Here is a 24612-nt window from a genome sequence, read left to right on the forward strand (position 1 = left end):
GGGTTCAATCACTCTTGTTCAATTGATTTCAACTGGAGATCGTCGAGCTGAGCCGGACACCGGCGAGGGAAAGATAGGTAAAAGTGCCTGTTTTTCCAGCGTTTTTTGTTAGCTCGCGCCTTGTAATTTGGTGCCAGCAGAACTTAAATCAAGCACGTCGCGAAACATTGGAGCTGAGCAGCAAGCATTGCCCCGCCAGCTAAACCGAACCACAAGTTCACCTACCCCGATTCATTTAGGAGGTTTCCCACAATGGCTAAGGCCGCAGCAAAAAAACCGCCCACCAAGACCGAGATTTTCAACAACATTGCCGAATCCACAGGCGTTTCAAAGAAAGAAGTTGCCGCAGTATTCGACGCACTGACCGACGAGATCGCTAAGTCGCTCGGCAAAAAAGGTCCTGAAACCTTTACTCTGCCCGGGCTCTGCAAAATCGTTGTGCAAAAGAAGCCTGCCGTTCCAGCTCGTGAAGGTATTAACCCTTTCACCAAGGAAAAGCAGATGTTCAAGGCCAAGCCTGCCCGCAACGTGATCAAGATTCGTCCGCTCAAGAAGCTCAAAGACATGGTTTGAGTGATTGAGCTCTGAAGACTCGAAATGCTAAAAGCCCGTTGCATCTTCCGATGCAACGGGCTTTTTACTTTCAATGCAAAATAGGGACACTTCAAAAGTGGACAGAGGCGGGCTCGAACCGCCGACACCGGCCTTTTCAGGGCCGTGCTCTACCAACTGAGCTATCTGTCCTTGGTAGCAAATCGCTAAGCCAACCTTGGCGAAACGATTTACGTCCATTGATCAAAGTTAAGTCGGCACAACCGGAGTGTCAATTGGCTCAAACGCCGCTCCCGCTATATCAAAGCCTGCTGGGTCGTTGCAACCGGTCCAATCCTGCCTGCCCTCCAGTTGGGCAGCGAACGCCGAACTAACCCCAGGGGTAAATGCTGTCGTGCATCTGACGCCGGAGCGTGGGCTGGTTGACATTGCCAAATTCTCCAAGTTACTATGTCAACACGGCTTGCAGAGCAAAAGTTTTCGGTAACAGTCCAATTACCGAGCCTTTCAGCAATTTTTGAACCCTATCAACAGACGTCCGCTGCCTGCCCTTGGTTCAGGTTGTCAAAGTTGCCTAGTGGGTTGAAGTCTCTGCTGTGCCCTACGGAACAACTTGAATCCCACCTAAACAGCGAGCCGCACATGCACGGTGTCTCCAAGCGACCGCAGCATCAGGCCTCCCTCTCAAACTCTTGTTCTACGTTCGTACTAGGCTTCGCACTTTTGGGTGTTGGTGGTTCGCTTGCGCACGCAGTGACTCCTGAGAGCCCAGAGGTCATTGAGCTTTACGAGAAGGGACTCAAGTTCCTAGAAAAGGAAGCCGAGGAGCGTCTGGGCGGGAAATGCATCATTGGGCTGGCCTTCTATAAGGCTGGCAGACCCAAGACGCATTCGCGGATTGTCGATGCGATTGAGGCATGCGAGGCGGAAGTAGCTGCTCAACAGAAGTTTAGCTACATCTACAGCAAAGCTCTCGCGGTTATCTTTTTGTCTGAAGTCGACTCCAGCAAGCATCGCGGGCTTATCGGCAAGTATGCCTCGATGATGGCCCAGCATCAAAAGCAACATGGCGGCTATTCATATCTCTCCACGAAAAAGGGAGATACCTCCCAGACCCAGTACGCCGCACTTGCCTATTGGGAGCTGCTGCGTCATGGTACTCGGCCTTCCGTCGGTGCCGTTGAGAAGTGCGCTAATTGGCTTTTGAGAACGCAAGACCCATCTGGAGTTTGGGGTTATCAGGGAATCGATCCGAAGAGTTTTGACCGTACCCAACAAAGCCGAACCAGTCCCTGTATGTTGGCGGCTGGACTGAGCAGTGTGCTCATTTGCGGGAACATGTTGGGCGAACTCAAAGCGGGACAAGCAGGGACTGAAAAACCACCAGAAGAAGAGCTCCCCCCCGAGCTGAGACCTGTCAAAGGCGAAAAAGAGAAAGAAATTCCCACGCTGCAAGGAACCGGTGCGGTTGACCGATCTCGATTACTAAAGTCAATGGCGGATGGGCGACAGTGGATGGACAAGAACTTCAGCATCGACAACGGCGGCACCTACAGTCTTTACTACCTCTATTCGCTGGAACGCTATAAGAGCTTCGAAGAGTACCTCACTGGCGACGTGAACCCTGAACCAGATTGGTACAACAAGGGGTACGAATACCTAAAGAAGACCCAAAACGAAGATGGTAGCTGGGATTCGGATGGCGAATCAGAGCCGAGCTGTGCGACGGCTTTTGCAGTTCTCTTCTTGCTGAGGTCCACTCGTCAAAGCCTCCATCAACTCGGTGAAGGAACGCTGGTCGGTGGACGCGGCCTACCCTCGGACCTTTCCAAAGCCAAGTTCACGAAATCGGGCAAGTTGATCGTTGAGCAGAAGCCTACTGCCGTTGACGAAATGCTCGGCATGCTTAACGGTGACGACGCCGAGTCGCTTGATGCCTTGATCGACAATCCCGCTGCGCTTGTCGTCAACGACATCAGCCCGAAAGAGACTCGCCGTTTGGAACAAGTCATCCGCAGCGGTCCACCTCCGGCTCGCTTACTATCAGTCCGAGCCCTCTCTCGCCTGCGATCGATCGATTACGCTCCAACCCTGATCTTCGCCCTGACCGACCCTGACCCCCGGGTCGTCCGTGAAGCGCGCGATGGACTCAGGCTTGTTAGCCGCAAGTTTGAAGGGTTCGGGATGCCAGACAACTTTAATTCTGAAGAAGCCGAAGCTAGAAAATTCGAGGCGATCGATAAATGGAAGACTTGGTACTCGACCGTCCGCCCCAATGCTCCACCGTTGCCCTAGCGTGTCACCACTCTGGCCGCGTTGTTCACGGGGAAATTGACAACTGAAGACTGAAAACTAGCGTTTGTCTTGCTAAACTAGACGATCTAGAGCTTCCGTAGACTCCAACCTGCCAGCCATGTCCGCCACCACTCCCGAACAACGCGCTGAGTATCGCCTCCAGGTGAACTCCTACGATCGGACAGCGACGCTGTTGATCGCGCTGTTGGTCATGGTGGGGCTCTCTGTGCTGGGATTGGCTGTGGTTTTCTTTGCCAACAAGTTCAACTCGTCAGCTCGTCCCATAATGGTCGTGCCGCGGGAAGCCAGTAGCGCAAACGCCAACATGGGCATTTCCGACGAGCCCGATCCGCCAGGCGTGGAGGATGCCCCTGAATTGGCGGAGCCTCAACTGCAAGACACGCTCGACGCACTAACGGCGACCGTTTCCAGCAACATGGCCATCCTCAGCGATCAAGCGATCGACGCGGCCAACGAGGCGGGGAAGGGAAGTGGACTGGGAGACTCCAGGCAACTAGGTCCAGGAGGCGACGGCGTGGTTGAAAGAGTGCCTCGCTGGGAACGCTGGAAGATACGCTTTGAGCCGGAATCCCCGAAAGCCTTTCAAGAGTGGCTTGATCAATACGGCATTCGCGTTGGTGTCTTAGGCCGCGACAACCAAGTACATGTTGCCTATGACTTTTTGAAAGGAAGAAAAGTCGAATCCAAACCTTCAAAGGAATACTCCCCGTGGGGAAGAACACTTCCTACTGATGGCCCTATGCCGGCATTGATCAACGATCTTGCTCGCAAGGCAGGTATCGCCAACCGTGGGAACTTCAAGGTGCTCTTTTTTCCGTTTAGTGTTGAGGAGATCCTCTACACGATTGAGTTTGAACACAGCGGCGGACGCGACGCCAACGACATCCGCGAAACAATTTTCACCGTCGTAAGCAAAGGGAGTGGTTACGACTTTCAAGTCATCGATCAGAAATACTTCTGATCGGTACCTTCTGGAAACTGACTACTAAAGAGATTCAATGACACTACTGCTGCAATACATTGGCTACTTTGTTTACGTCGTCCTAGCGATCATCGCCCTGTGGGGTGGTTACTGCGTGATCATGGTCTGGCGACGTGTCTCTCAGACTCGCTTCACCGACGAAGAGGAACAAGACGAATTTCTGGGTGAGGTTGAGCAGGCTCTTTCCTCTCGCAACTACGATGCGGCCGTTGAGGTCTGCGACGGAGATCGACGCGCACTACCCCAGTTGTCGCTGTTTGCCGTTGAGAATCGTGAGCTCGGTTTCACCAAGCTTCGCCGGCGGGTCGCAGAGCGGTTCCAGCAAGACGTGATGGCCGACATTGAGCATCGCCTAAGCTGGGTTGGCACGGTAATCAAGAGTGCCCCGATGATCGGGCTGCTTGGCACGGTCATGGGCATGATGGGAGCGTTCGCGAAGCTCGGCGGCAGCGAGCAAGTCGACGCTACGGAGATGGCTAAAGACATTCAATTCGCGCTAATTACCACGGCCTGCGGATTGGCCATTGCCGTTCCGTTGGTCCTTGCCACCGCGAGCATTAATGTTCGCATTCGCAAAATGGAGGACCTCGTTGGCATCGGCCTCGGTCGCTTGTTCGAAACCATCAAGTCGATCGCCCCAGGCAATTAAGAGAGTCGAGATTCGCTCCAGCGAATCTCGACGATACCAACCACACAGAAATTTCCATGTCCACCACCGCCGCAGATTGGGAAGACGAACTCGACGAGGCTCCCGATCTGCGCAGCGGCAAGGAGCCTCTTGAAGATCCAGACATGGACATCACGCCGATGATCGACGTGACTTTCCTGTTGCTGATTTTCTTTATCGTTTGCTCCAACATCGACTCGCAGAGTGAGTTGGAACTGGCGAAGGCTCGCAACGGACAGGGAGTCGGAGAGCGTGAATCGATTGTGTTTGAGATCCGTGCCGGCGGCGTCGATTCGGCCCCTGTTTTTCTCGAGGACGGTACGCAGCTTTCCGAAGACCCCGACGAGTTGAAAGAAGATATCCGCATCGCGATTGAGACCGAACAGGAAAAGGACCCGGCCAAAGTTCACGCGATGATCAAAGCCGATCGCAACGTGGCCTGCCGCGACGTTGAACGTGTTGTGAAAGGGGCCTCCAAAGTCGAAAACATCAACATTCACATTGCCGTCAGAGAGTCGGATCAGTAATCCAGCAGCCATGCCCGCAGACGATTATCTCAGCACTGACGTTTTCGAAGACGCCCCGCAAGGTGGCGTTGACGAGGACGGAATGGACCTGACGCCCATGGTGGATGTCACGTTCCTGCTGCTAATTTTCTTCATGATCACCGCGGCATTCGCGGTTCAGAAGGCAATCAGCGTGCCCCCCGTGGATGACGACGACGCGGCCCCCACTGAAGTTGTCGAAGAGCCTGAGGATGATTCGATCATCATTCGCGTTGACGAAGACAACGTCTATTGGATCGGTGCTCCCAAATGGGAGGACGAGCAGCGGGCCCTTTCTCCAGCTGAGATGCGCACGAAGGTTCGCGAAGCCAAGGGGACGGGAAAGGACGGCCCGACGAAGCTGCTCGTCCAGGCCCACGGTGATGCGCGTCACGAAACGATGGTTTACGCGCTCGACTCAGGTCCGACCGTCGGAATCGAAGAGATCAGCCTGATGTTCTACGAGGATGGCGACCTCGATTACTAGCTCACCCAACCAACTCATTAACCGTCCCGGCACGCCGGGATCGTCCCACGGCTACCCCGCTCACAATCATGAAGACTGAAGACTTTCTAAACATTCTTGAGGATCGACAACTCGTTTCGAAGAGCATCGTCGACAAGATTCGCGCGAAAGTCTCGCAAGGGGATAGTCGTGTTACCGCGAAGTCGGTGCTCAAGTATTTGGTCAAGAAGGAGCTAATCACCCGACGTCAGGCGAAGGACCTACTCACGACGACTCTCACGGTCAGCAATAAGGCCGAATCAAGCATCCTGGGATTCGTTCCAATGGCTGAGCAGCCGGACGAACAGGCAGCGGCTGAGCCAAAGCCGATGATCCCCAACGAGCCTGCTCCGCCTAAGCCACAGCCCGTCGAGCCAGAAACGCCAGTAGCTCCCGTCAAGGCTGTTGAACCTGCCGAAGTCACGCCAGTTGTCAGCGAAGAAGTCAGCGCGATCGACGACTTGCCCTCCAGCAGCGGCCTGCTCGTTGATCCCACTTTGACGGCTGAGGACACCGGACACGACCCTTTGCTGGACAGCGTTGAAGCTGCTGAGGGAGCATCTGGCAAGAAAAAAGGTCGGAAGAAGAAGGATCGCAAACGGGCCAAACAAAACGAATGGGACTCGCCGTTATTGCTCCTTGGTGGTGGCGGGCTGATTGTCCTGCTGATCGCGGGTGGGCTCATTTACTGGTTGCTAACGCGGGAAAACGCCGATGCCATCCTCGCCGAAGCGACTAGTTCCTTTGAGAGCCAGTCCTACGGCCAGTCGATCGAGGCCTATGAAAAGTTCGTCGAGAGCTTTGAGGGCCATCCCGAATACAGCCAATCCAAGGTGCGTCTGGGCATGACGCGAATTTGGAAAGCAACGCAGAATACCAAGAAGTTCGACAACGCCCTTGAAGTAGCAAAAACGGAGCTCGACGCAATCGAAGAAGAGGAAAGCTTCGCCGAGGATACCGTTTCCAAGAGCGAACTCTCTTCTCTACTTGCCGAGATCGCCGAGGGGCTTTCCTCGCAGGCAGAGAATGCTGAGGACCCGGAGACGGTGGCGAAACGCATCGAACAAACCGAGCAGGCGTTGGCGCTGAGTGCCAACACCAAGTTCGTGCCCACTTCGTACCGTCAGGACGATCGACTTTCCGTGGTTGAGGAAACGCTCAACCGGGTGCGTCGCCGCCAGGAACGCGATACAGATTTGGCCAACACTTTGGGAGATATTGACAAAGCGATCAGTTCCAAAGAACCCGCTTTGGCCTTCACTGCCTACAAAGAGCTTGTCCGGAAGTATCCAAGCCTGCGTGATGAAGAGCAACTTGCCAACAAGGTGCTAGAGATCGCTTCCGCCGAACAGGCTTCCGTGTCGTTTGAGAAAGTATCCCAAGCGGCCATCACGGAAGAACGGGAGAGTCCAATTCGCGCCGAGGTTGCTCTTGCCCAGCGTAGCGGCAAAACCAAAGCAGGTATCTCTGGTGTTGCAGTGATCGCGATCGACAGCGGACTGTTTGGTCTGAACGCGAGCGATGGCTCGCTGATGTGGAGACGTTCCATCGGGAGGACCATCAACAGCGAGCCAGTGCAGCACGACGGGCAGGTCATAAGCTGGGAAGCAACCACGGGCGATCTGATCTGCCTGGATGCTTCCTCGGGCAGACTCCGCTGGCGACAGCCGCTGGCTGATCAGCTCTCGACACCTGTAATTTCAGGAAAAGATATCCTGGTAACGGGACAGTCAGGCAAATTGTACGTGCTTTCTGCTACTGACGGGATGCTTACTGGAACGGTTCAATTCAGCCAACCAATGCCAACCCCACCGGCGGTGAACGCAGGTAAGCAGCACATTTATCTGGCCGGCGACCACTCAAACATCTACACCCTGTCGAACACCGATTTTTCTTGTGTGGGAGTTCATTATATGGCGCACGCCGACGGGAGCATTAAGGTCGCACCGTTACCAGTTCTCAACAAGCTGCTTGTCGCAGAAAACACCGGCACAGAAACCTCCACACTGCATGTCCTTTCGCTCGATAAGAACGCGGCCGCCGATACCATCACGGCTCAGAAAAAGCTCAAGGGTTTGATTACGACGCCGTTGTTGGCGGATGGCCGTCGCGTTGCAGCGGTCACTTCTCTGGGTCAAGCAACGGTCTATGAGGTTGGTTCCGGAGAGGGTGATGACGCGATCGTTCAGCTTGCCAGCCGTGACGCGGATCGTGGGGCTCAAATTGCCCGGCGAGGGTTGATGCTCAACAAACATCTTTGGCTAGCCGGCAACGAGTTACTGAAACTCGCAGTCTTGCCAACGGGGAATCGCTTGCCAGTCCGCAGCGTGGATCGTGATTACATCGGCGATGTCTTCGATGGCCCGCTGCGGGCAGTTGGCGATCTCGTCATTCACGTCCGCCGCCCTAAAGATGCCGCAGGGGCAATTGTCGCGGCAATGGATTCAGGACCAGGGGAAAGCCTCTGGGAGACCACGCTCGCCATGCCACTTTCCGGTCCAGCATTGGCAGATGGAAAAACTCTTCTCGCGATGGATTCCTCGGGCACCCTGTATCGTGCTGATCAGGGTTCGGTGAAACGCGGGGCCGTAACGCAGGCATTCAGTCCGGCTGATCGGCCCAGCGCCCCACTGACGGCTCTGGTCAGTTCGCAGCAGAACCAACTGCTTGCTAGCGGGATCGAACTGAAAGAAATGGTTCACAGCGTTTCCGGTTCGAAACCGAGGACTCTGTCAATTCCTGGACCGCTCGCCAGTCCACCAATTGCCTGGAACAAAGGATTCATCGTTCCCACAACCCTCGGTCAGGTTTTCTACCTTGATGCAATTCGGGGGTCTGAGGCAGCGACCGCCTTCCAACCTGAACTTCGCCCAGGAGAAACGGTTGATTGGCTAAGACCGGCTGCTGTTGAAGCGGGAAGCGAATCGTATGTGGCAATCAGCGATGGTGTCGAGAAGATTTATCTCTTGAAGCTAGAGCCCAAACCGCAGCCTCACCTCCAGGCCGTAGCTGCGACTGATGTGGGGGCGTCGCCGTTGACTTCACCACTTGCCACAGTCGGTGGCCGTATCTTTGCTGGCAACGCCGCGGGTCGGCTGACCTCATTTAATTTGCCCGATCTAGAGCCAGGGGATGGAATCGCCCTCGGAGGTCAAATCACTTGGGGACCGTTCGCTTCCAATCAGGGCTTGCTTCTCGCGCTTGATACCGAGGAATTGCTCTTGGTCGGTAAGGACGACGTACTCTGGCGGCAACCGCTCAAGGGGGACATCCCAACTGAGCAACCCCTGATCACGAGCGATTCGATTGTCATTGGACTCCGCGACGGCCAGGTTCTTAAGTTAAGCCCAACCGACGGAAGCAAACTTGCCTCGGTAGAAACCAACCGCCCCTTCGTGAGTGGCCCCACGGCTTTCGGTTCGCTGATCACGTTCGTCACCTCTGATGGCGTCTTGGTACTCGTTGACCAACCCTAATCACTTTGTATGCCGACTACACTGCTACAAACGCTCATCACTCGATCGCGACCAGCTTGGTTCGCTGTTGCTTGTGCGTGTCTGCTTGTCGGCATGAGGAGCCAAGTGGTAAAGGCGGCGGAGGCACCCGTTGAGCGGCTCATCGATCGGCCCGCGTTCGATCTGGTGACGCTCAAGAGCGGAAAGCCGATCGAAACGGTACTGCTTGATTTCCCTAACCGGAAAGTGCCGAGTCCCCTGCCTGATTCAGGCACAATGAAGCTGAGCATGATCAGCCAGCCCTCCAAGCAACTCTCCGTGGATTGGAAGTCGGTTGCCAGGGTGGAACTTTACGAAGAACTTGTCCTCAAAGAAGCGATTCGTCTGACGAAGAAGAAAGACTTTATTCAGGCTTTTGCCTTTTTCACTTTCCTGCACAAGAACTACGCGGACCTTCCGGGTCTTGAAGCGGCCTCACAGGACTACCTCATCCAAGATGCCTCGGCCACCTTCGCTAGCGGCAACTCGGATGAATCGCTCACAATCCTTGCAGCACTCTATCAACGCAATCCGCAACACCGCGGACTGATCAAAGCCACGCCGATCGTCAGCGATAAGCTCATCCAAAAACATCTGAGCGAAGGCAACTATGCCGCGGCGAGGGCGACGCTCGAATCGATTCGCAAAACCTTCCCAAAACTCAATCTGAGAAACTTAGCTGATTGGCAACGCAAGTTTGAGCGAGCCGCACGCGAGAAATTAAAGATTGGCGAAGCAGCTTTCGCTGCGAAAAACTATGACGAAGCACGTGCTGGAGTTCAAGCGGCTTACGACATCCTGCCCGACCTGAAAGCGGCTGCTGATCTCCTTGCGAGAATCCAGAAAGCAGCTCCTGAAGTCCGTGTTGGTGTCTCAGCCTGGGAGAGCTTCGAGTCACTCGGACGGGAGCTCACCTTTGAAGCGGTGCGAACCGCTGGCCTCACGGATCCCAAACTTGTGCAGATGACCGGTTTCGGTGCGGAAGGAGGAGACTATCAGTGCCGCTGGGGTAAACTCAGCACAAATGACGCTGGGGTGGTGACGACGCTCCGCCTCGATGAAGTTCCCCAAGGCAGCAGCGTAACCGCCGATGCCATCGCTAGAGTTGTGCTCGCGATGACTGACTCAACCAAGGCCGCTTATTCGCAAGTGATCGCCGACCTGCTGAAGAGTGTCTCGATTAGTGAAGGTCGCACCGTGAGTATTCACTGGACTCGTCCTCACATAAGGCCCGAAGCGCTACTGCAAACGTCACTACGTACCGTCACGGAACAACCTGCCGCGCGAGGCACTTGGTTCTCTCCCAGCGTCAACCAAAGTCCTGACGACAAGCGTCTCGTCCGTTTCCAAAGAGACCCTAGTGGAAATCCAGGGCCAAGCAACATCGTCGAAATTCAATACCCAAATGACGAGAGTGCCATTGCCGCCTTGGTCAGCGGCGAGGTCGACGCGATTGATCGGGTGCCGGTGTGGCAGTTGGAACGCTTAGAAACCGTCCGGGGAATTGTGGTTGAGCCTTACCGTTTGCCGACGGTGCATGTGTTGCGGCTCAATTATGAAAATCCGCTTTTGGCGACGCGAGAGTTTCGACGCGCTCTCTGTTACGCCCTCGATCGCGAAGACATCGTTGAGAAAATTCTACTCGCCGGCGCCCAGCGATCGGGCTACCGCGTTCTTAGCGGCCCGTTCCCCGCGGGCAGCTCGCTCAACGATCCGGTTTCCTACGCCTACAAAAAAGAGCTGCTTCCGCGGCCTTACGAGCCCAGGCTGGCCTCGGTTCTTTCGAGCGTGGCAAGAACCAACATCGCGAAGCAAAAGGCCGCTATGCAGAAGGAGAAGGCCAAGGAAAAACCGGCCGACGAAGAGGGGGAGGGTAAGCCGAAGCTCCCTCCGGCCAAACCTTTGATACTCGCCTATCACAATAGCCCTGTCGCCCAGCTCACCTGCCAAACGATGAAGCTGCAGCTCGATGGTGTGGGAATACCCGTTGAGTTGAAAGAGCTTCCCGCGCTCTCTGTCAGCGATCCTGAGGATTCCAAGTCCACAGAGTACGACCTGCTTTACACCGAGTTGGCCATCAACGAGCCGGTCACTCAAGCACGTCGACTGCTCGGGCCGGGCGGCTTGGCCGGTCACTCGACGGCCTATATGAATCTCGCGCTCGACCGGCTTGATGAGGCGAGCAATTGGAAAGAGGCTAGCTCCCAACTCAAAGAGATTCACGAAATCGCTCACTACGATCTGCCGGTCATTCCGCTCTGGCAAACGGTCAATCACTTCGCCTACCGAATAGGCCTAAGAGGTGTCGGCAAGAAGCCTGTCACGCTCTACCAAAATGTCAACCAGTGGCAGAAAGCCATCCAGTGAGTTGCTTGAGACGCCCACGCAGAATTTCTACATGATCGCATCACACCTCTATCACCGTGAGTTGAGCCGTGTTTGGCAATGTCGCCCGGCCTGCGTGTTGCGATGCTTGATGTCGCTAGTGCTCTTAACGTTAGTTTCAGTCCCTTCGAGCCGTGCCGCCGACGACAAGTTCTGGGCATTGTCGCCTTACAGAGTTCACTTGAAAATAGCTCTGCACGGCGAAACCCAACCAGAGGGCCGACTTGCGGAGACGATCGCCACGAAGATCTCTCGACGGACTGAGGCGACGCTCATGCCGCTTTGGGATCTCAAGGTGGAACTCGCCTCGCCGACAGAAAGGCGAGCGCTGGCCAACGAGCTTCCTGACTTTACTTGGGAAGAGATTCCTGAAGAACTCAAACGCTTCGATAAACTGCAAACCTTGATCGTCGTGGCCCAGCCCGGCGGCTATTTGCTGCGATGCCGTGAATACGACGTTTACGCACGTCGTTGGGGAAAGCCGGTGACAAGACAGGTGCGACAACGCAGCATGCTACCCGAACAGGCATTTCAAATGCTCACCGAAGCCTTTTCGCCTTTGGCAACGATCGAGACGATCCCTAAAGATGACACCAAGGTAAGGCTCATTTTTCGCGGCAGTGAATTGCCATATCGTTCGGACACGGAGTCCGTTCCGCTGGTGAAGCCAGATCAAGTTTTTCTACCGGTCCTGCGACGCACGGATCGCACGGGTGAGCTCGTCCCCAATGGCATCCTGCCAATTCCGTGGACGTATCTTTCCACAACCGAACCGGACGCGACCGAGTGGCGTGCCAAAGTCTTTACCGGAGCACGAAGGCCGTTCGGCACACGCCGCCGGGGAACCGTTCAGAAGCTGGCGATTGGCCTCCGGCAGCCAGCCGAAGCAACCGAGGTGCGGTTCTACGCTCGCCGATCGAAAGATCAGCCATTACCAGGGTATGAGGTGTTCCTGCGAGATGACGAGAAGGAAACCTCAGACTCTCTCGGTGTTACCGACGCTAATGGCATCGTCTCTGTGCCTCCCGGCGAAAAACCAGTCACGATGTTGTTCCTGCGAAGCGACAGCCAGTTGCTTGCGAAAATCCCGGTCGCCCCGGGCGTGACTCCGCTCCTTGAAGCCCCTATTGCTGACGATCCGGTTCGGCTCCGTGCTCAGGCGGAACTCACGGAAATTCGTGAGCAGCTGATCGACCTCGTTGCTCGGAGAGCCATCTACATGGCGAGAATTCGAGCCAAGCTGAAGGCAGGAGAAGTAAAGCAAGCACAGGATATCATGGCGGACTTGAACGATTTGCCGGGTCGTTCCTTCTTCGATCGCATTATCAAGGCGGCTCAGCGAGGAAGCTCCTCGGAGGACCCGGCTATTCAAAAGCGGATCGATAAGCTCTTCTCAGATACGCAGACACTGCTGGTGAAGTTTCTCGACTCGCGTCCGATTACCGAACTGCAGAGCGAAGTTACCGCGGCAAGCAAGGGCGGCTGAGCCGGTCTTCAGAGACTGTTCGTAATGACCGAAGCGATCGCCACCAACGCGGCCATCGTCGCGAGCGCAATCAAGGCAGCAAGTGGTCGGCCAAGCCCAAAGAATTCTTCGCCTGACTCCTCGGCTGGTTGAATCGAGTCGATCTTCACGGCTTCAGGAGCGTTCTCTTCACTTGACGCCGAGCCTTCTGCAAAAAGTTGCGCTGTCCCTTCGCGAGCATCCCGCACCGCGGTGATTTCGCTTGACTCAACAGGCGTTGTTTCATGCAAGGGACCATCGTCCTCTTCGCTGCTCGCAATTGTGACGTACTCACCTAGTTCTTCCCAGGTCGAGGTGTCGATGTGGCTCGACCACTGTTCCAACCTTTCAACCACTTCTGCCGCACTGCTGATTCTCAACTCTGGCTGCTTACGCATCATGTCTGCAATCAAATCGACAATTCCAGGCTCAAGTTCACCAACCAAACGCTGCGGCGTGATCGGAAGTTCTTCCAACTGCCTACGGAGCTTGTCGCGAGTCGCACCTCCGGGAAAGGGAACCTTTCCCGTGACCGCATAGTAGAAGGTGCAGCCGAGAGCATAGATGTCGCTTGCAGGTAGGATCTCTTCGGGACGGAGAATCGCTTCGGGAGCCAGAAAGTCTGGTGTCCCGACGATCGTCTTTTTCGCAGCCTTTCCTTCAGGGCCTTCCTCTGAGGAGAAGACCGCAAGCCCCAGATCGGCCAATTTGGCGACCCCGGTCGGCGTAACCAGAATATTCCCTGGCTTGACATCGCGATGAACCAAGCCGTTCTGGTGGGCATGGTCGAGGGCTAAAGCGGCCTGAGAGATCACCAATGCAGCTTGCAGAAAGGAAAGTGGGCCGTGGTTGTGGATCAGCTTCCGCAAGTCGGAACCCGGGACGTACTCCGTCACAAGGTAGTAGATGTCGCCGTCTTGATCAGCGAAGGAAAGCCGCACAAGGTTCGGATGATCAAGTTGTGCCTGAGCGCGAATCTCGCGGCAGAAACTAGCAACCGACTCAGGAGCCATGTGCGTCTTCGGCAAAACCTTAATTGCCTCGATGCGACCCAACAGTTGGTGCTCGCACTTGAAGACGTACCCCATACCGCCTCGACCGATCGTATCGAGTACTCGATAGGGGCCGAGCGTAAACTTCGTACGACCTTCCAGCAGTTGAACTGCCTGCCAACGATTAAGCACGCCTTGCTCAACCAGACAGTCCGCCAACTCTTGGTCCGTTCCCTCGTCCAGCGAACGATCAGCATCGGCGGCAGTGTGGGCGATCCTGCTCCACGCCTCGTCGATCTGACTCTGCGTCAGCAACCCACTAGCAAGACCAGCTTGTTCGAGAATTGAGAACGGCTTGTCAGACAATTCAAAGCCTCAGGAGCAGAACATCAACAGAGCAAGAGCAGTTGCCACAGTTTAACGCACCGGTGGTGCCAGGGCCAATCGCGAAATGGTCCTCTAAATGCTTCCTGTTTAGCTATCCGTCATCAATTCTGCTGCGAATCTTAAACGCGAAGAGGATTTCCAAGCTTTGGGTAATGATGCGAATAACTTCAACGGCTCTTTTCGAACCGGATGTTCCAATTCCAAGCGATAGGCATGCAGTGCTATCCCTTCTTGGAAAGTCTCTTCGCTCCCGTATTTACCATCCCCAAAGATGGGATGCCCGATCTTGGAGAGTTGAACGCGAATCTGGTGTTTTCTGCCGGTCTCAAGCTTTACCTCAAGAAGCGAATAGTCCCCCTCATGGCTCAAAGTTTGGTATGAGAGCTTAGCAAGTTTCGCGTCTGTCATTTCTCCATGCGTCGTGTGCATTTTCTGCTGCCGTTCATCCTTGCGGACGTAATGCTCAAGCGCTGCTTCAGGCTCATCAGGCACGCCTGCTACGACTGCAAGATAAGTTTTCTTGACAGACCGAGATCGAAAGGCTTCGGTGAGGCGAGACGCTGCTTTCGAAGTTCTTGCGAAAAGCACAACGCCACTAACGACTGCATCCAGACGGCTTACAACGCCAAGGTAAACGTTGCCGGGCTTGTCGTACTTTTCAGCGAGGTAGAGCTTCGCTTCCTTGACGAGACTCGCTTCCTGCTCAGCAACGCCCATGGTGGCCAACCCTGCAGGCTTATTGATTGCCAGCAAATGGTTGTCCTCGAATAGAACTTCCCAATGTTTAGCACGGTCGGCCATAATTCTTATACTTGTGAGCTGCCCCAAGCAGATGCAATCCAGGATACTCACGACCACTAACACGTCATAGACTGATAAAGCATGAGTTCGCACCCAATCGTCCTCGCCAGTTCCTCTCCCCAGCGACAGCGATTGCTGACAGATGCTGGCTTTGCGTTTCAGATTATTCCACCAAGAGACGGCGCGGAGTCAGGCATCTGCACGCAATGTGGTCCCGCGGAACTGGTCACGGAGCTTGCCCAAAGCAAAGCCTCTGACGTGGCGGCTCAGATAAGGGAAGCAACCGCGCAACTCTCAGACGATGCGTTGCTCATTGCTTGCGACACGGTGGCGGAGTGCCAAGGCCAGATTCTCGGCAAGCCGACCAGCGAAGACCACGCCGCGGACATGCTTCGACGGCTGCGCGGTACCGTGCATCGCGTCTACAGTGGATTGACGCTTGCCAATTGTTCTAGTCGCGGGGAACTCTCTGAGGTCGACACGCGACTTGCGGTTTCCGAGCTTCGCATGGACGATCTTTCCGACGAGTCGCTGGACGAGTACATGGAGAGTGGCCTCTGGCGAGCCAAGGCGGGGGCTATCGGCTATCAGGATCGCGTCGGTTGGCTACATCTTTTGAAGGGCAGCGAGTCGAACGTCATCGGTTTACCAATGGAGTTGCTCTCCGAGATGCTAGCGAGCCGTCGTCCTAACAAACCGTAGCCCTGTCGCTCCGCGACAGGAACCGCCGAAGCTGAGAAGGCGAATAAACTTTTCATGTGCTCAGCCCTCTTCAAGGAGGTTGCTATCCTATCGCGGAGCGATAGGGCTACATATTGGCAAGAGTGACAACGAGCACGAGTGGGGATAGAATACTGTGAAGAAATTTCTCTTCCATTTCTTTCACAAGCCTCTTCTCGGAAACCCACAGCCATGAAGCTTCGCGTCGGCGTGATCGGAATTGGAGCGGCTTGGCAATCGAGGCATCTCCCTGCGTTGAGGGCTCTGGGAGATCGCTACCAAGTCGTGGCGGTTTGCGATCCTGTGCAACATCGAGCTGCCGCCGTCGCACGCGAGCTGAACGCCCAAGTCTCTGACGGCTTCCGGGCATTGACATGCCGTAACGACGTGGACGCGGTTCTGCTGCTCTCGGCCAAGTGGTTCGGCGAACTTCCGATTCATGCCGCCTGTGACTATGGAAAAGCCGTCTATTGCAGCGCAGCTTTAGAACTTGAAGACACCCAAGCGGCCCAACTCCGAGAACGCTTAGAAAAAGCCGGGGTCGCTTTCATGGCAGAGTTTCCCTGCCGGCTGTCGCCTGCCACCCTGCGATTGAAAGAACTGATCGCCACGCGGCTTGGTCCCCCGCGGTTGCTCTTTTGCAATCGTCGTCGGATCACCTCGAACAAAAACGAGGGCCAGAAACTGGAAAAAACTTCGCGTTGTGGTCGCGATCTTGTCGAACTGATCGACTGGTGTCGTTACCTCGTCGAAGGCGAACCCACAGCACTGACTTCGACGCGTTTTAACTCTTCGGCCAGCAGATCATCAATCGCCCAGAGCGACCTTCCCACGACCGACTACTTCTCGGTGAATCTCGACTTCTCATCGGAAAAGAATCCCGGATCAGGCCCAATCGCAACCATCAGTTGCGGCCAGTATATCCCACGCTCCTGGGGAGAGTCCCTCTCTTATCGCCGCCCCGCTGACTTGAAGGTTGTCTGCGAGCGGGGCATTGCCTTTGTCGACCTGCCAAACACCGTCTCCTGGTTCGACGATGCGGGACACCATCTTGAGTCGCTCGAACATGAGCGCCCGGTTGGCGAGCAACTCCTGCTGCACTTTCATCGCGCGGTCGAGAGCTTGGTGCTGAAAAGTTCCAGCCTAGAGGATGCTCACCGGGCAATCTGCATTGCGAATCGTGCGATTGAGTTTGCCAACCAAGGGCATCGGGTTCTGTGCTGATGCAGGGTAAATGACATTGACAGGTGCTAGGCAGATAAAGAGACTTCGTCCGACCATTTCTGGGAGTGTATTACCTACGACAATGCCAGGGAAACCGGAATGAAGCCACAAGCTAAGAAAGAAGCCAATTCACAACTTCCAACGTCCCTGGCTCGGTTCGCCTCTATAAATACTTTGCTGATTGTTCCAGTTATCCCACTACCAATATTTCTCCTTGCCATTGTTGCTCTTTTCGCTTCTGGCAGTGGGCGTACGCAAGCTAAAGAACTCAGTGTTAGAGCGGTTGCTACAGTAACTGACATCGAACAATCTGGCACCGTTGATTTTCAGTTTCCGCTAAATTTGTCAGTTGGCGATGTCGGCTCCTTTCAAGCTGACTTTAATGACCTTGCCTTTCCGCGAGGGGCCAGATTTAGTGGGGGATTCGGCGCACCTGGGATTACGACCAGAGTACGAAACATCCATTCTGAAGTCCGATTCGGAAGTGCTATTGTCCTTTCGGATAGCGCTACTCTCTTAGCGATTAGGCATGATCCTCATACTAGCGGCACTCCTGAGAACCCCGGTGTAATAGCAATCGGTGAACACGTAAGTATTTACGGCTCGGGTGATGCTTCGGAAGGCGGCTATGCTTGGCGCACCACAGGCTATTTTTCTACTGCTGGGGATTCACTAAGTGGCGGTGAGCTAGTTAGCGATATTCTCGATGGAGCGCTGATAACGACTCGCCAACTATTTATGAGAGTGACTCAACCTGGATCTACTGGAGCTTACGAGGTCTCCGCAATGTTGTCAGAAGTGACTGTCGTACCCGAGCCGAACTCTTCACTTACAGCTTTGCTCGCATCCATCTACTGCCTGTGTCCTCGTTGTCGACGAACTGCCTAGAGAAGTCGTTGAGTCTACGTAGGCTTGCCAGTCTCTGGGCAAGCTAACTATCTGTCTTATGGAAAGAGAGCCGGCCAAGCTTTCCTGCTGCGGCGCACGAGCACCCAAGGTAAAATGACGCCACGGCAAGGACTCCAGCCGAACGCCAGCACGGCACTATCCAAGCTTTCGTGATTCTGCACTTTCTGCACAAGAGAGCCGAGAATTTTGCGAGCGCAAATTCACCCCTCAGCCGACGAGCCATTCATCATTCTGGGCTAGAAAGGTAGGGCTTTCGATCTACGGCACACACTGAGACAGAGTCGATTTTGCACCTGCTTTTTCATTTAGAGCAAGAAAGCAGAATTGCAGAATCATCTTGGTGGCGTTCCAACACGAGGGAACCGTGAGCCCCGTGGGTAGCAGGCACCCCGTTTGACACCTCGGGAAAACAAACCCTATATTAGCGGCAAAACGATCGTAAATCTTTGCCTGCTTGGGACATGATATCACTGACCCCAAGCCCCACCCGAAGGCCCGAAATTGCCCATGTCGACCGTCGCCAGCGATACTACGCAGCTCACCATCAACACCATCCGCACGCTTGCGATGGACGGCGTGCAAGCCGCCAATAGCGGGCACCCGGGCACACCGATGGCCCTTGCCCCCGTGGCCTACGAGCTGTGGGCGAACAAACTGCGTTACGATCCGGCCGCTCCGCATTGGGCCAATCGCGATCGCTATATTCTCTCCTGCGGACACGCTTCGATGCTGATTTACTCACTTCTTCATTTGGCAGAAGTGAAGAAGGTGGGGGAAGGCGGTAATGTCACCGACGAAGTCTCCGTGTCGCTGGACGCGTTGAAGGACTTCCGCCAGTGGGGCAGCGTCACCCCGGGCCATCCGGAGTACCATCATACGACTGGCGTCGAGACAACCACCGGCCCCTTAGGTCAGGGTTGTGGCAACAGCGTCGGGATGGCCATTGCCGGAAAATGGCTGGCTGCGAATTACAATAAACCAGGCTACGAACTGTTTGACTACAACGTCTACGCTCAGTGCAGTGATGGCGATCTGATGGAAGGTGTCGCCTGCGAGGCTGCCTCTCTCGGCGGGCACCTGAAGCTTTCCAACTTGTGTTGGATATACGACGACAACAATATCACGATCGAAGGGGACACCGACCTCGCCTTTAGCGAGGACGTCGGCAAGCGTTTCGCTGGTTTAGGCTGGAACGTCGTCACCGTTGATGATGCTAACGATCTCGACGCGCTCGGCAAGGCTTACGACGCATTCGAGCAGTGTGATGACGCCCCCACGCTGATCATCGTCAAAAGTATCATCGCCTGGGGTTCACCCAACATGGCGAATACTCATGGTGCCCACGGCGCACCGCTCGGTGAGGAAGAGATTCGCCTCACCAAAGAAGCCTACGGCTGGCCCGCTGACGAGAAGTTCCACGTTCCCGAAGAAGCCTACGAGAACTTCCGCAGCACGCTCGGTGAACGCGGCAAGCAAACACGTGAAGAGTGGGATACGCTCTTTGAAAAGTACGCGGGTGAATTCCCTGAAGAGGCCGCGGAAGTCAAAGCGATTCTCGCTGGCGAACTCCCCTCGGGTTGGGACAGCGATCTCCCTGAATTCCAAGCGGACGAAAAGGGAATGGCGTCGCGAGCCTCAGGCGGAAAAGTCCTCAACGCATTCGCTGCCAAGATTCCTTGGTTGATTGGCGGTTCAGCCGATCTGGCTCCATCAACCAAGACATTGATCGATGGGGCAGACGGGTTCGGAGCTGAGAGCTATGGCGGGCGGAATCTCCACTTCGGCATCCGCGAACATGGTATGGCGGCAGCGGTCAACGGCATGACGCTCAGCGGGCTACGTGCCTACGGAGCAACGTTCTTCGTCTTTAGCGACTACCTGCGTCCTTCGATGCGTCTGAGTGCTCTGATGGGTGTGCCAGCCGTGCAGGTGTTTACGCACGATTCCATTGGCGTCGGCGAGGATGGACCAACCCACCAGCCCATCGAACAACTTGCTGCCGCGCGGGCAATTCCAGGCCTTGTCGTCATTCGCCCCGGCGATGCCAATGAAGTCGTTTACGCTTGGCACGCTGCTCTCAGCCAAAAGCATCGTCCCACGGCTTTGGTGCTCACGCGTCAGAACCTGCCAACGCTTGATCGCACGAAGTACGCATCGGCAGAGGGAGCGAAACAAGGCGGTTACATCGTTGCAGATGCCGAGGGCGACAGCCCTGAAGTGATTCTGTTGGCTAGCGGCAGCGAACTTTCGCTAGCTGTTGAGGCATACGAGCAGCTCACTGCCGAGGGAATCAAGGCCCGCGTCGTCAGCTTGCCCTCGTTCGAACTGTTCGAAGACCAAACGGCCGAATACCGCGATCAAGTCCTGCCGGCATCGGTCACGGCCCGCGTCGGCGTTGAAGCGGGTGTCCGTCAAGGTTGGGATCGGTATCTCGGAGTGTGCGGAGCTTTCGTTGGCATGAGCAGCTTCGGTGCGTCGGCACCAGCGGAACGTGTCTACCAGGAAATGGGCATCACGGCTGAAAACGTCGTTGCCGAGGCCAAGAAGCAACTGGGCTAGTCGTGGCTTCGTGTCGGTGAGTTCTCCCGTATCAATCTCGTGAAGAGCAAGGCGAACCGTCTCAGTGACTGCCGCATTCTTGGCGAAGTTGATACCGATCCCCGGTTTCTCCGAACCCTTTAGCAGCCTATCGCACTTGGCCGGTGCTGTTCTTTTTGCAGCGCTTACTGTGCCACTACTGCGTCGCGCTCATAAGGGTCTCTCCGATTATCGCAGCCGTAGGATCGGCCTGTTGATCTTTTCGTTTGGGGCTGTTTTTCTTCTTTCGATGAGTGGTGTCTACCACTTACTCAGCCCTAGTGGAGCAGGGCGGCAGGTTCTACAAAGGCTCGATCACGCGGCTATTTTCGTTCTCATTGCCAGTTCATTCACTCCCATCCATCTCATTCTCTTTCGTGGCTGGGGCAAATGGGGCGTGCTGGTGTTGATCTGGAGCTTAGCGATCACGGCAATTGTCCTGAAAACCGTCTACTTCAACGAGATGCCGGTGATGCTGGGGCTGCTCATGTACTTGGGGCTCGGCTGGGTCGGCTTAGGAACGGGAATCGCCATCTGGCGAAGACGCGGATTTGCGTTCGTAGCCCCGATCCTCTGGGGCGGACTCGCGTATTCAATCGGCGCCGTGCTGGAGTTCGTCAAAAGCCCCATCATCATTCCTGGTGTCATTCAATGGCACGAAGTTTTTCATATCGCCGTGCTGATGGGGTTAGCCTTTCACTGGTCGTTCATCTACAGCATCGCTGATGCGGAGCCAAGAACAGACCGGATAACTGGATAGTGCCGGATTGACGAGATGAAGTTGCTGTCTGTTCATCGCAAAACACTTGCGAAACTTGAAGAAGTAGCCTTCGACTTTGCCAGCCATCACGTCGATCTTGTTCAACCTGTTATCCTGTCTAACTCGATTGTTGCGTTCTTGCCCCGAGTGAGTCGGTCGTTGATAATGCAGATTCACTAGGAAGACTCACCCTCCCAATTGGCAGTAACTATGATCGCTCGCTCTTTTCGATACGCGCTCTCATCGCTTAGCTTGTGCGTCGCCCTTTCCGTGAATTGCTTTGCCGCGGACGTTCTTAACCACCTGCCCGAGAATGCACTCGGGTTTGCTTTAGCTCAAGACTTGGAGCAGGTCGACGCGAAAGTCCAGCAGTTTACCAAGCTATTCTCAATCGATGGTGTTCCCGCGCCGCTCATGTTCTTGAACTTGGCAACCGGGCTGAATGAGGGGCTGGATCGAAACGGAGATCTCATGCTTGCCATGCTGCCGGGGGAAGAGGTTAGCTCTGACCCCATCCCCATGCTGTTACTTCCCGTCACAGATTACGCAAAGTTCGTTGCTCCCATTGAAGGCGATGGTACTGGAGAAATAAGCCGAGTGACCATCGCGGGCGAGGAGGTGCTGATTGCCGGGCAAGGGAAGTTCGCTTTGCTCATGAATTTAGAGAATCGCGAACTGATGGAAAGCCTCGTGGCTCTGGAACCTCACGCCCACAGCGACGTGAAACTTTTGGAGAACTGGATTGCCGAGAACGATGTTGTGATCTCCGTCATGCCCGCGGGAGTGAAGACGATTAGTAAGCTGGGCCGCGATTCGCTGGAAGAAGAAATCGAAAGTACCGAAGCGAGACTCGAAAACGTCGATGATCCTGAACAACTGAAGATGATGGAACCGGCAATGCGGGCCTTGAAGTTCTACGATCGTATCCTCGTCGCAGGTCCCGAAGAAATTGAATCCGCGAGCGTTGGCCTCGCGATGGACGAGCAGCAGAATCTTAAAGTCAGCGATCGCATTGTGCTAACCGAGAACGGACAGCTCGCTGCCGCTCCGCTGGCGAAGCCGCTGCCGAGCTCGCCGTTGTCCGACTACGCCGATCAACCGATTGTCGGTGCAGGCGGCGGCCCAATGCCGGCAGAATGGACGCAGAAGCTGTCTCTTCTTGCTCATACGTTTGTTAAGAACAATCCTGAGATCTACGGTCTTGAAGAGATTGATGAGGCTGAGTGGGCCAAGGCGGAGAAGAGCTGGGAGCAGTCGATTCGCGACCTCCGAGGGATGTCTCTGGTGGTGCTACCGGGCAAAGACGAAGAACCCATCTACAGTAATCTGTTCAGCGTGCTGACGGTCGTGAATTCAGACAGCTACTTGGAAAGTTATCGCGAGGGCATTGAAGCTTGGAATTCGGTCATGTCGCAGTCCACTAACGACATGAGCTTCCATTACGAAATCGAGGACGTCACCATTGCAGGTAAGTCTGGCATGGTCATGATGCTTGACGTCATGGAAATGATGGGTGAGCAAGAAATGGCGCCGATTCGACAGATGATGAAGGCCATGTTTGGGGCCGATGGCAAGTTGCGGATCTATCTGGTCAAGATCGACGAGACCCGTCTCTTCAGCGGCGTTGCTACCGAAGAGCAGATTGAAACCCTTATCGAAGCTTCCGTCAGCGACAATCCCACACTCGATAAGAACGAAAACATTCTGACGACGCTCAAGCAACTCGACAGCGGAGCCCAGTGGATGGGAGTCGTGAGTCCCCAGGGCGTCATGCAATGGTTTGAGCGAATGATGACGATGGTCATGCGGCAGTTCGGCGGAGGCATGATGCCCCAGTTTGCCGACTACCCGCCAGCTCCTCCGGTAGGTCTGGCACTGCGAATTGAAGGTCGCCTCATCGCCAGCGAAATGGTCTGGCCATCTGAGACTTTGAGCGGGCTTGCTGATTACATTCAAGCGATGGAAGAAGCAAACTAGGTTCAGCGCGTAGCCACGTTCGCCAGAACGTGGAAGTGCGAATGAAAGGTTTGATCCACCGTCTGGCGACGGTGGCTACAACTTTTGCCCAAGAAGCCAGACACCCACTGGAGACGTATCGCTTTCCAAAATTGCTGTCAATGGATTCTCGTCAATCTCGCACGGCAGAGCCACCAAATCCGCGAGTTTCCCCGGCGTAATCGTGCCAACCTTTGCTTCCCAGCCGATCGCTTCCGCAGCTTGAGAAGTTCCCATCGCCAACACCTCTTCTGGCGGAATTGTGGGGAACTGCCTCGCGATGGTTCGTAGTTCGGCAAGGACAGAAAGATCAGGATTCGACGCGCGGCTATCCGTTCCCGCTACGACGCGGACCCCTGCGGCTCTCATTTTTTCCAAAGGGTAGGCTTTGTGATCAAAATAATTGTGCGTTCGCGGGCAATAGACAACTGATAACCGTTCTCGCCTTTGGCCAAGGAAATCGATTTCGGCATCGTCCAGATAATTGCCATGAATCACTAAAGCCTTCTCGGCATGTGAAAGTCTCTTCAGATAATCCAGGGGGCGCGTTCCGAGCGGAATCACCTCGGGATCCCACATACTGCGTTCGTCCAGAAGCTCCTGAAACGGCCCGTCGTTTGCGCGCAGTAGTTGTAGTTCTTCTTCCGATTCAGCCAGGTGCATGGCCACGGGATAGCGGTTAGCAACAGCAAGCTCAATCAGCGTATCGAGCAGTTTGAGGCTTACCGTGTAGGGTGCATGGGGGCTAACCCCAACGCCAGCGACGCCAGAGTCGATATTACACTTTTCGAGATAGCCTGCTATCTGATGCTCAAGTCCCTGAAAGACCGAATCTGCTCGGGCGTGTGAGAACCCAATGGCCTCGGCTAGCAGGAGCAAGTTGGGGCTATCTGAGTCAGCGTAGTAGTAGGATGCGGGGGAAGTGGCAATCTCTGCCACGGTAGTGACGCCGAATTCTAGGGATTCAGCCAACCCCTTCTGGATGGCCGCTTTGGCGTCGCGGTTTCCGCGTTGACGATCTGCGATGACGCTGCGAATCCAAGCTGGAAGCCCTTCATCCGCCGGACCAAGCGGAGCTTGCTGGTCGCTAAACTCCAAATGCGTGTGTGCGTTAACCAACCCTGGGATCAGTGCAACGTCGCCAAGGTCTTCACAGGGGCCTGAGAATTCCGCGGCGCGACCCACTTCAACAATCTTACCGCCAGAGATCGTTACCATGCCGTCCTCAATGGCGGGCGTATCCATTGGCAAGACCCAGCGAGCACGTAACGAGAGAGGCTTCATAAAAGAGAGAGCT

General features: G+C 55.2%; 18 protein-coding genes and 1 tRNA gene. 15 read left to right on the forward strand and 4 right to left on the reverse strand.

The window, feature by feature from the left end:
• Positions 1–252: 252 nt before the first annotated feature.
• On the forward strand, positions 253–573 hold the full coding sequence (locus RIB44_07020; protein MEQ8616330.1) for an HU family DNA-binding protein: 321 nt from the start codon (positions 253–255) through the stop codon (positions 571–573).
• A 98-nt stretch (positions 574–671) separates the two neighbouring features.
• Here the strand turns inward: RIB44_07020 and RIB44_07025 are convergent.
• Positions 672–744: transfer RNA gene (locus RIB44_07025), tRNA-Phe, on the reverse strand.
• A 450-nt stretch (positions 745–1194) separates the two neighbouring features.
• On the opposite strand from RIB44_07025, the gene RIB44_07030 reads away from it, so the two are divergent.
• The 8 genes from RIB44_07030 (at position 1195) to RIB44_07065 (ending at position 12932) form a co-directional block, all read left to right on the forward strand.
• A complete protein-coding gene (locus RIB44_07030) occupies positions 1195–2847 on the forward strand; it encodes a prenyltransferase/squalene oxidase repeat-containing protein (protein ID MEQ8616331.1) in 1653 nt (550 codons plus the stop codon).
• A gap of 118 nt (positions 2848–2965) precedes the next feature.
• Entirely contained in the window at positions 2966–3829 is an 864-nt protein-coding gene (locus RIB44_07035; protein MEQ8616332.1) for a hypothetical protein, read from the forward strand.
• Between the two features lie 37 nt (positions 3830–3866).
• Entirely contained in the window at positions 3867–4499 is a 633-nt protein-coding gene (locus RIB44_07040) for a MotA/TolQ/ExbB proton channel family protein (GenBank protein MEQ8616333.1), read from the forward strand.
• 56 nt (positions 4500–4555) lie between these two features.
• Positions 4556–5044, forward strand: a complete 489-nt coding sequence (locus RIB44_07045; GenBank protein MEQ8616334.1) for a biopolymer transporter ExbD — start codon at positions 4556–4558, stop codon at positions 5042–5044.
• Positions 5045–5054: 10 nt separating this feature from the next.
• Positions 5055–5549 carry a biopolymer transporter ExbD gene (locus RIB44_07050; GenBank protein ID MEQ8616335.1) on the forward strand — a complete coding sequence of 165 codons (495 nt, stop codon included), beginning with the start codon at positions 5055–5057 and terminating at the stop codon, positions 5547–5549.
• A gap of 68 nt (positions 5550–5617) precedes the next feature.
• On the forward strand, positions 5618–9043 hold the full coding sequence (locus RIB44_07055; GenBank protein MEQ8616336.1) for a PQQ-binding-like beta-propeller repeat protein: 3426 nt from the start codon (positions 5618–5620) through the stop codon (positions 9041–9043).
• A 9-nt stretch (positions 9044–9052) separates the two neighbouring features.
• The gene (locus RIB44_07060) at positions 9053–11428 is read left to right on the forward strand and encodes an ABC transporter substrate-binding protein (GenBank protein ID MEQ8616337.1); all 2376 of its coding nucleotides are present in this window, start codon (positions 9053–9055) and stop codon (positions 11426–11428) included.
• Positions 11429–11459: 31 nt separating this feature from the next.
• Positions 11460–12932 (forward strand): hypothetical protein, encoded by a 1473-nt coding sequence (locus RIB44_07065; protein ID MEQ8616338.1) that lies wholly within the window; start codon positions 11460–11462, stop codon positions 12930–12932.
• Positions 12933–12940: 8 nt separating this feature from the next.
• On the opposite strand, the gene RIB44_07070 is transcribed toward RIB44_07065, so the two are convergent.
• On the reverse strand, positions 12941–14308 hold the full coding sequence (locus RIB44_07070; GenBank protein ID MEQ8616339.1) for a serine/threonine-protein kinase: 1368 nt from the start codon (positions 14306–14308) through the stop codon (positions 12941–12943).
• Between the two features lie 108 nt (positions 14309–14416).
• Positions 14417–15130 carry an RluA family pseudouridine synthase gene (locus tag RIB44_07075; protein ID MEQ8616340.1) on the reverse strand — a complete coding sequence of 238 codons (714 nt, stop codon included), beginning with the start codon at positions 15128–15130 and terminating at the stop codon, positions 14417–14419.
• 81 nt (positions 15131–15211) lie between these two features.
• On the opposite strand from RIB44_07075, the gene RIB44_07080 reads away from it, so the two are divergent.
• From RIB44_07080 to RIB44_07105, 6 genes are all read left to right on the forward strand, one after another.
• Positions 15212–15832 (forward strand): nucleoside triphosphate pyrophosphatase, encoded by a 621-nt coding sequence (locus RIB44_07080; protein MEQ8616341.1) that lies wholly within the window; start codon positions 15212–15214, stop codon positions 15830–15832.
• Positions 15833–16042: 210 nt separating this feature from the next.
• Complete coding sequence (locus RIB44_07085; GenBank protein MEQ8616342.1) at positions 16043–17074, forward strand: Gfo/Idh/MocA family oxidoreductase; 1032 nt, start codon at positions 16043–16045, stop codon at positions 17072–17074.
• 99 nt (positions 17075–17173) lie between these two features.
• Positions 17174–17962: a hypothetical protein gene (locus tag RIB44_07090; protein ID MEQ8616343.1), complete on the forward strand. Its 789-nt coding sequence runs from the start codon at positions 17174–17176 to the stop codon at positions 17960–17962.
• A gap of 528 nt (positions 17963–18490) precedes the next feature.
• On the forward strand, positions 18491–20542 hold the full coding sequence (tkt, locus tag RIB44_07095; GenBank protein ID MEQ8616344.1) for a transketolase: 2052 nt from the start codon (positions 18491–18493) through the stop codon (positions 20540–20542).
• A 64-nt stretch (positions 20543–20606) separates the two neighbouring features.
• On the forward strand, positions 20607–21320 hold the full coding sequence (locus tag RIB44_07100; protein ID MEQ8616345.1) for a hemolysin III family protein: 714 nt from the start codon (positions 20607–20609) through the stop codon (positions 21318–21320).
• A 210-nt stretch (positions 21321–21530) separates the two neighbouring features.
• The gene (locus RIB44_07105; GenBank protein MEQ8616346.1) at positions 21531–23297 is read left to right on the forward strand and encodes a hypothetical protein; all 1767 of its coding nucleotides are present in this window, start codon (positions 21531–21533) and stop codon (positions 23295–23297) included.
• Between the two features lie 75 nt (positions 23298–23372).
• Here the strand turns inward: RIB44_07105 and RIB44_07110 are convergent, their stop codons facing one another.
• The gene (locus RIB44_07110; protein ID MEQ8616347.1) at positions 23373–24599 is read right to left on the reverse strand and encodes an amidohydrolase family protein; all 1227 of its coding nucleotides are present in this window, start codon (positions 24597–24599) and stop codon (positions 23373–23375) included.
• Positions 24600–24612: the final 13 nt, after the last annotated feature.

It is taken from the genome of Lacipirellulaceae bacterium, assembly GCA_040218535.1.
Classification (GTDB): domain Bacteria; phylum Planctomycetota; class Planctomycetia; order Pirellulales; family Lacipirellulaceae; genus Adhaeretor.

Bases quoted from the DNA above. Each gene is read 5' to 3' on its own strand.
- RIB44_07020 (MEQ8616330.1), top strand. From the start codon at position 253: ATGGCTAAGGCCGCAGCAAAAAAACCGCCCACCAAGACCGAGATTTTC.
- RIB44_07030 (MEQ8616331.1), top strand. From the start codon at position 1,195: ATGCACGGTGTCTCCAAGCGACCGCAGCATCAGGCCTCCCTCTCAAAC.
- RIB44_07035 (MEQ8616332.1), top strand. From the start codon at position 2,966: ATGTCCGCCACCACTCCCGAACAACGCGCTGAGTATCGCCTCCAGGTG.
- RIB44_07040 (MEQ8616333.1), top strand. From the start codon at position 3,867: ATGACACTACTGCTGCAATACATTGGCTACTTTGTTTACGTCGTCCTA.
- RIB44_07045 (MEQ8616334.1), top strand. From the start codon at position 4,556: ATGTCCACCACCGCCGCAGATTGGGAAGACGAACTCGACGAGGCTCCC.
- RIB44_07050 (MEQ8616335.1), top strand. From the start codon at position 5,055: ATGCCCGCAGACGATTATCTCAGCACTGACGTTTTCGAAGACGCCCCG.
- RIB44_07055 (MEQ8616336.1), top strand. From the start codon at position 5,618: ATGAAGACTGAAGACTTTCTAAACATTCTTGAGGATCGACAACTCGTT.
- RIB44_07060 (MEQ8616337.1), top strand. From the start codon at position 9,053: ATGCCGACTACACTGCTACAAACGCTCATCACTCGATCGCGACCAGCT.
- RIB44_07065 (MEQ8616338.1), top strand. From the start codon at position 11,460: ATGATCGCATCACACCTCTATCACCGTGAGTTGAGCCGTGTTTGGCAA.
- RIB44_07075 (MEQ8616340.1), bottom strand. From the start codon at position 15,130: ATGGCCGACCGTGCTAAACATTGGGAAGTTCTATTCGAGGACAACCAT.
- RIB44_07080 (MEQ8616341.1), top strand. From the start codon at position 15,212: ATGAGTTCGCACCCAATCGTCCTCGCCAGTTCCTCTCCCCAGCGACAG.
- RIB44_07085 (MEQ8616342.1), top strand. From the start codon at position 16,043: ATGAAGCTTCGCGTCGGCGTGATCGGAATTGGAGCGGCTTGGCAATCG.
- RIB44_07090 (MEQ8616343.1), top strand. From the start codon at position 17,174: ATGAAGCCACAAGCTAAGAAAGAAGCCAATTCACAACTTCCAACGTCC.
- tkt (MEQ8616344.1), top strand. From the start codon at position 18,491: ATGTCGACCGTCGCCAGCGATACTACGCAGCTCACCATCAACACCATC.
- RIB44_07105 (MEQ8616346.1), top strand. From the start codon at position 21,531: ATGATCGCTCGCTCTTTTCGATACGCGCTCTCATCGCTTAGCTTGTGC.
- RIB44_07110 (MEQ8616347.1), bottom strand. From the start codon at position 24,599: ATGAAGCCTCTCTCGTTACGTGCTCGCTGGGTCTTGCCAATGGATACG.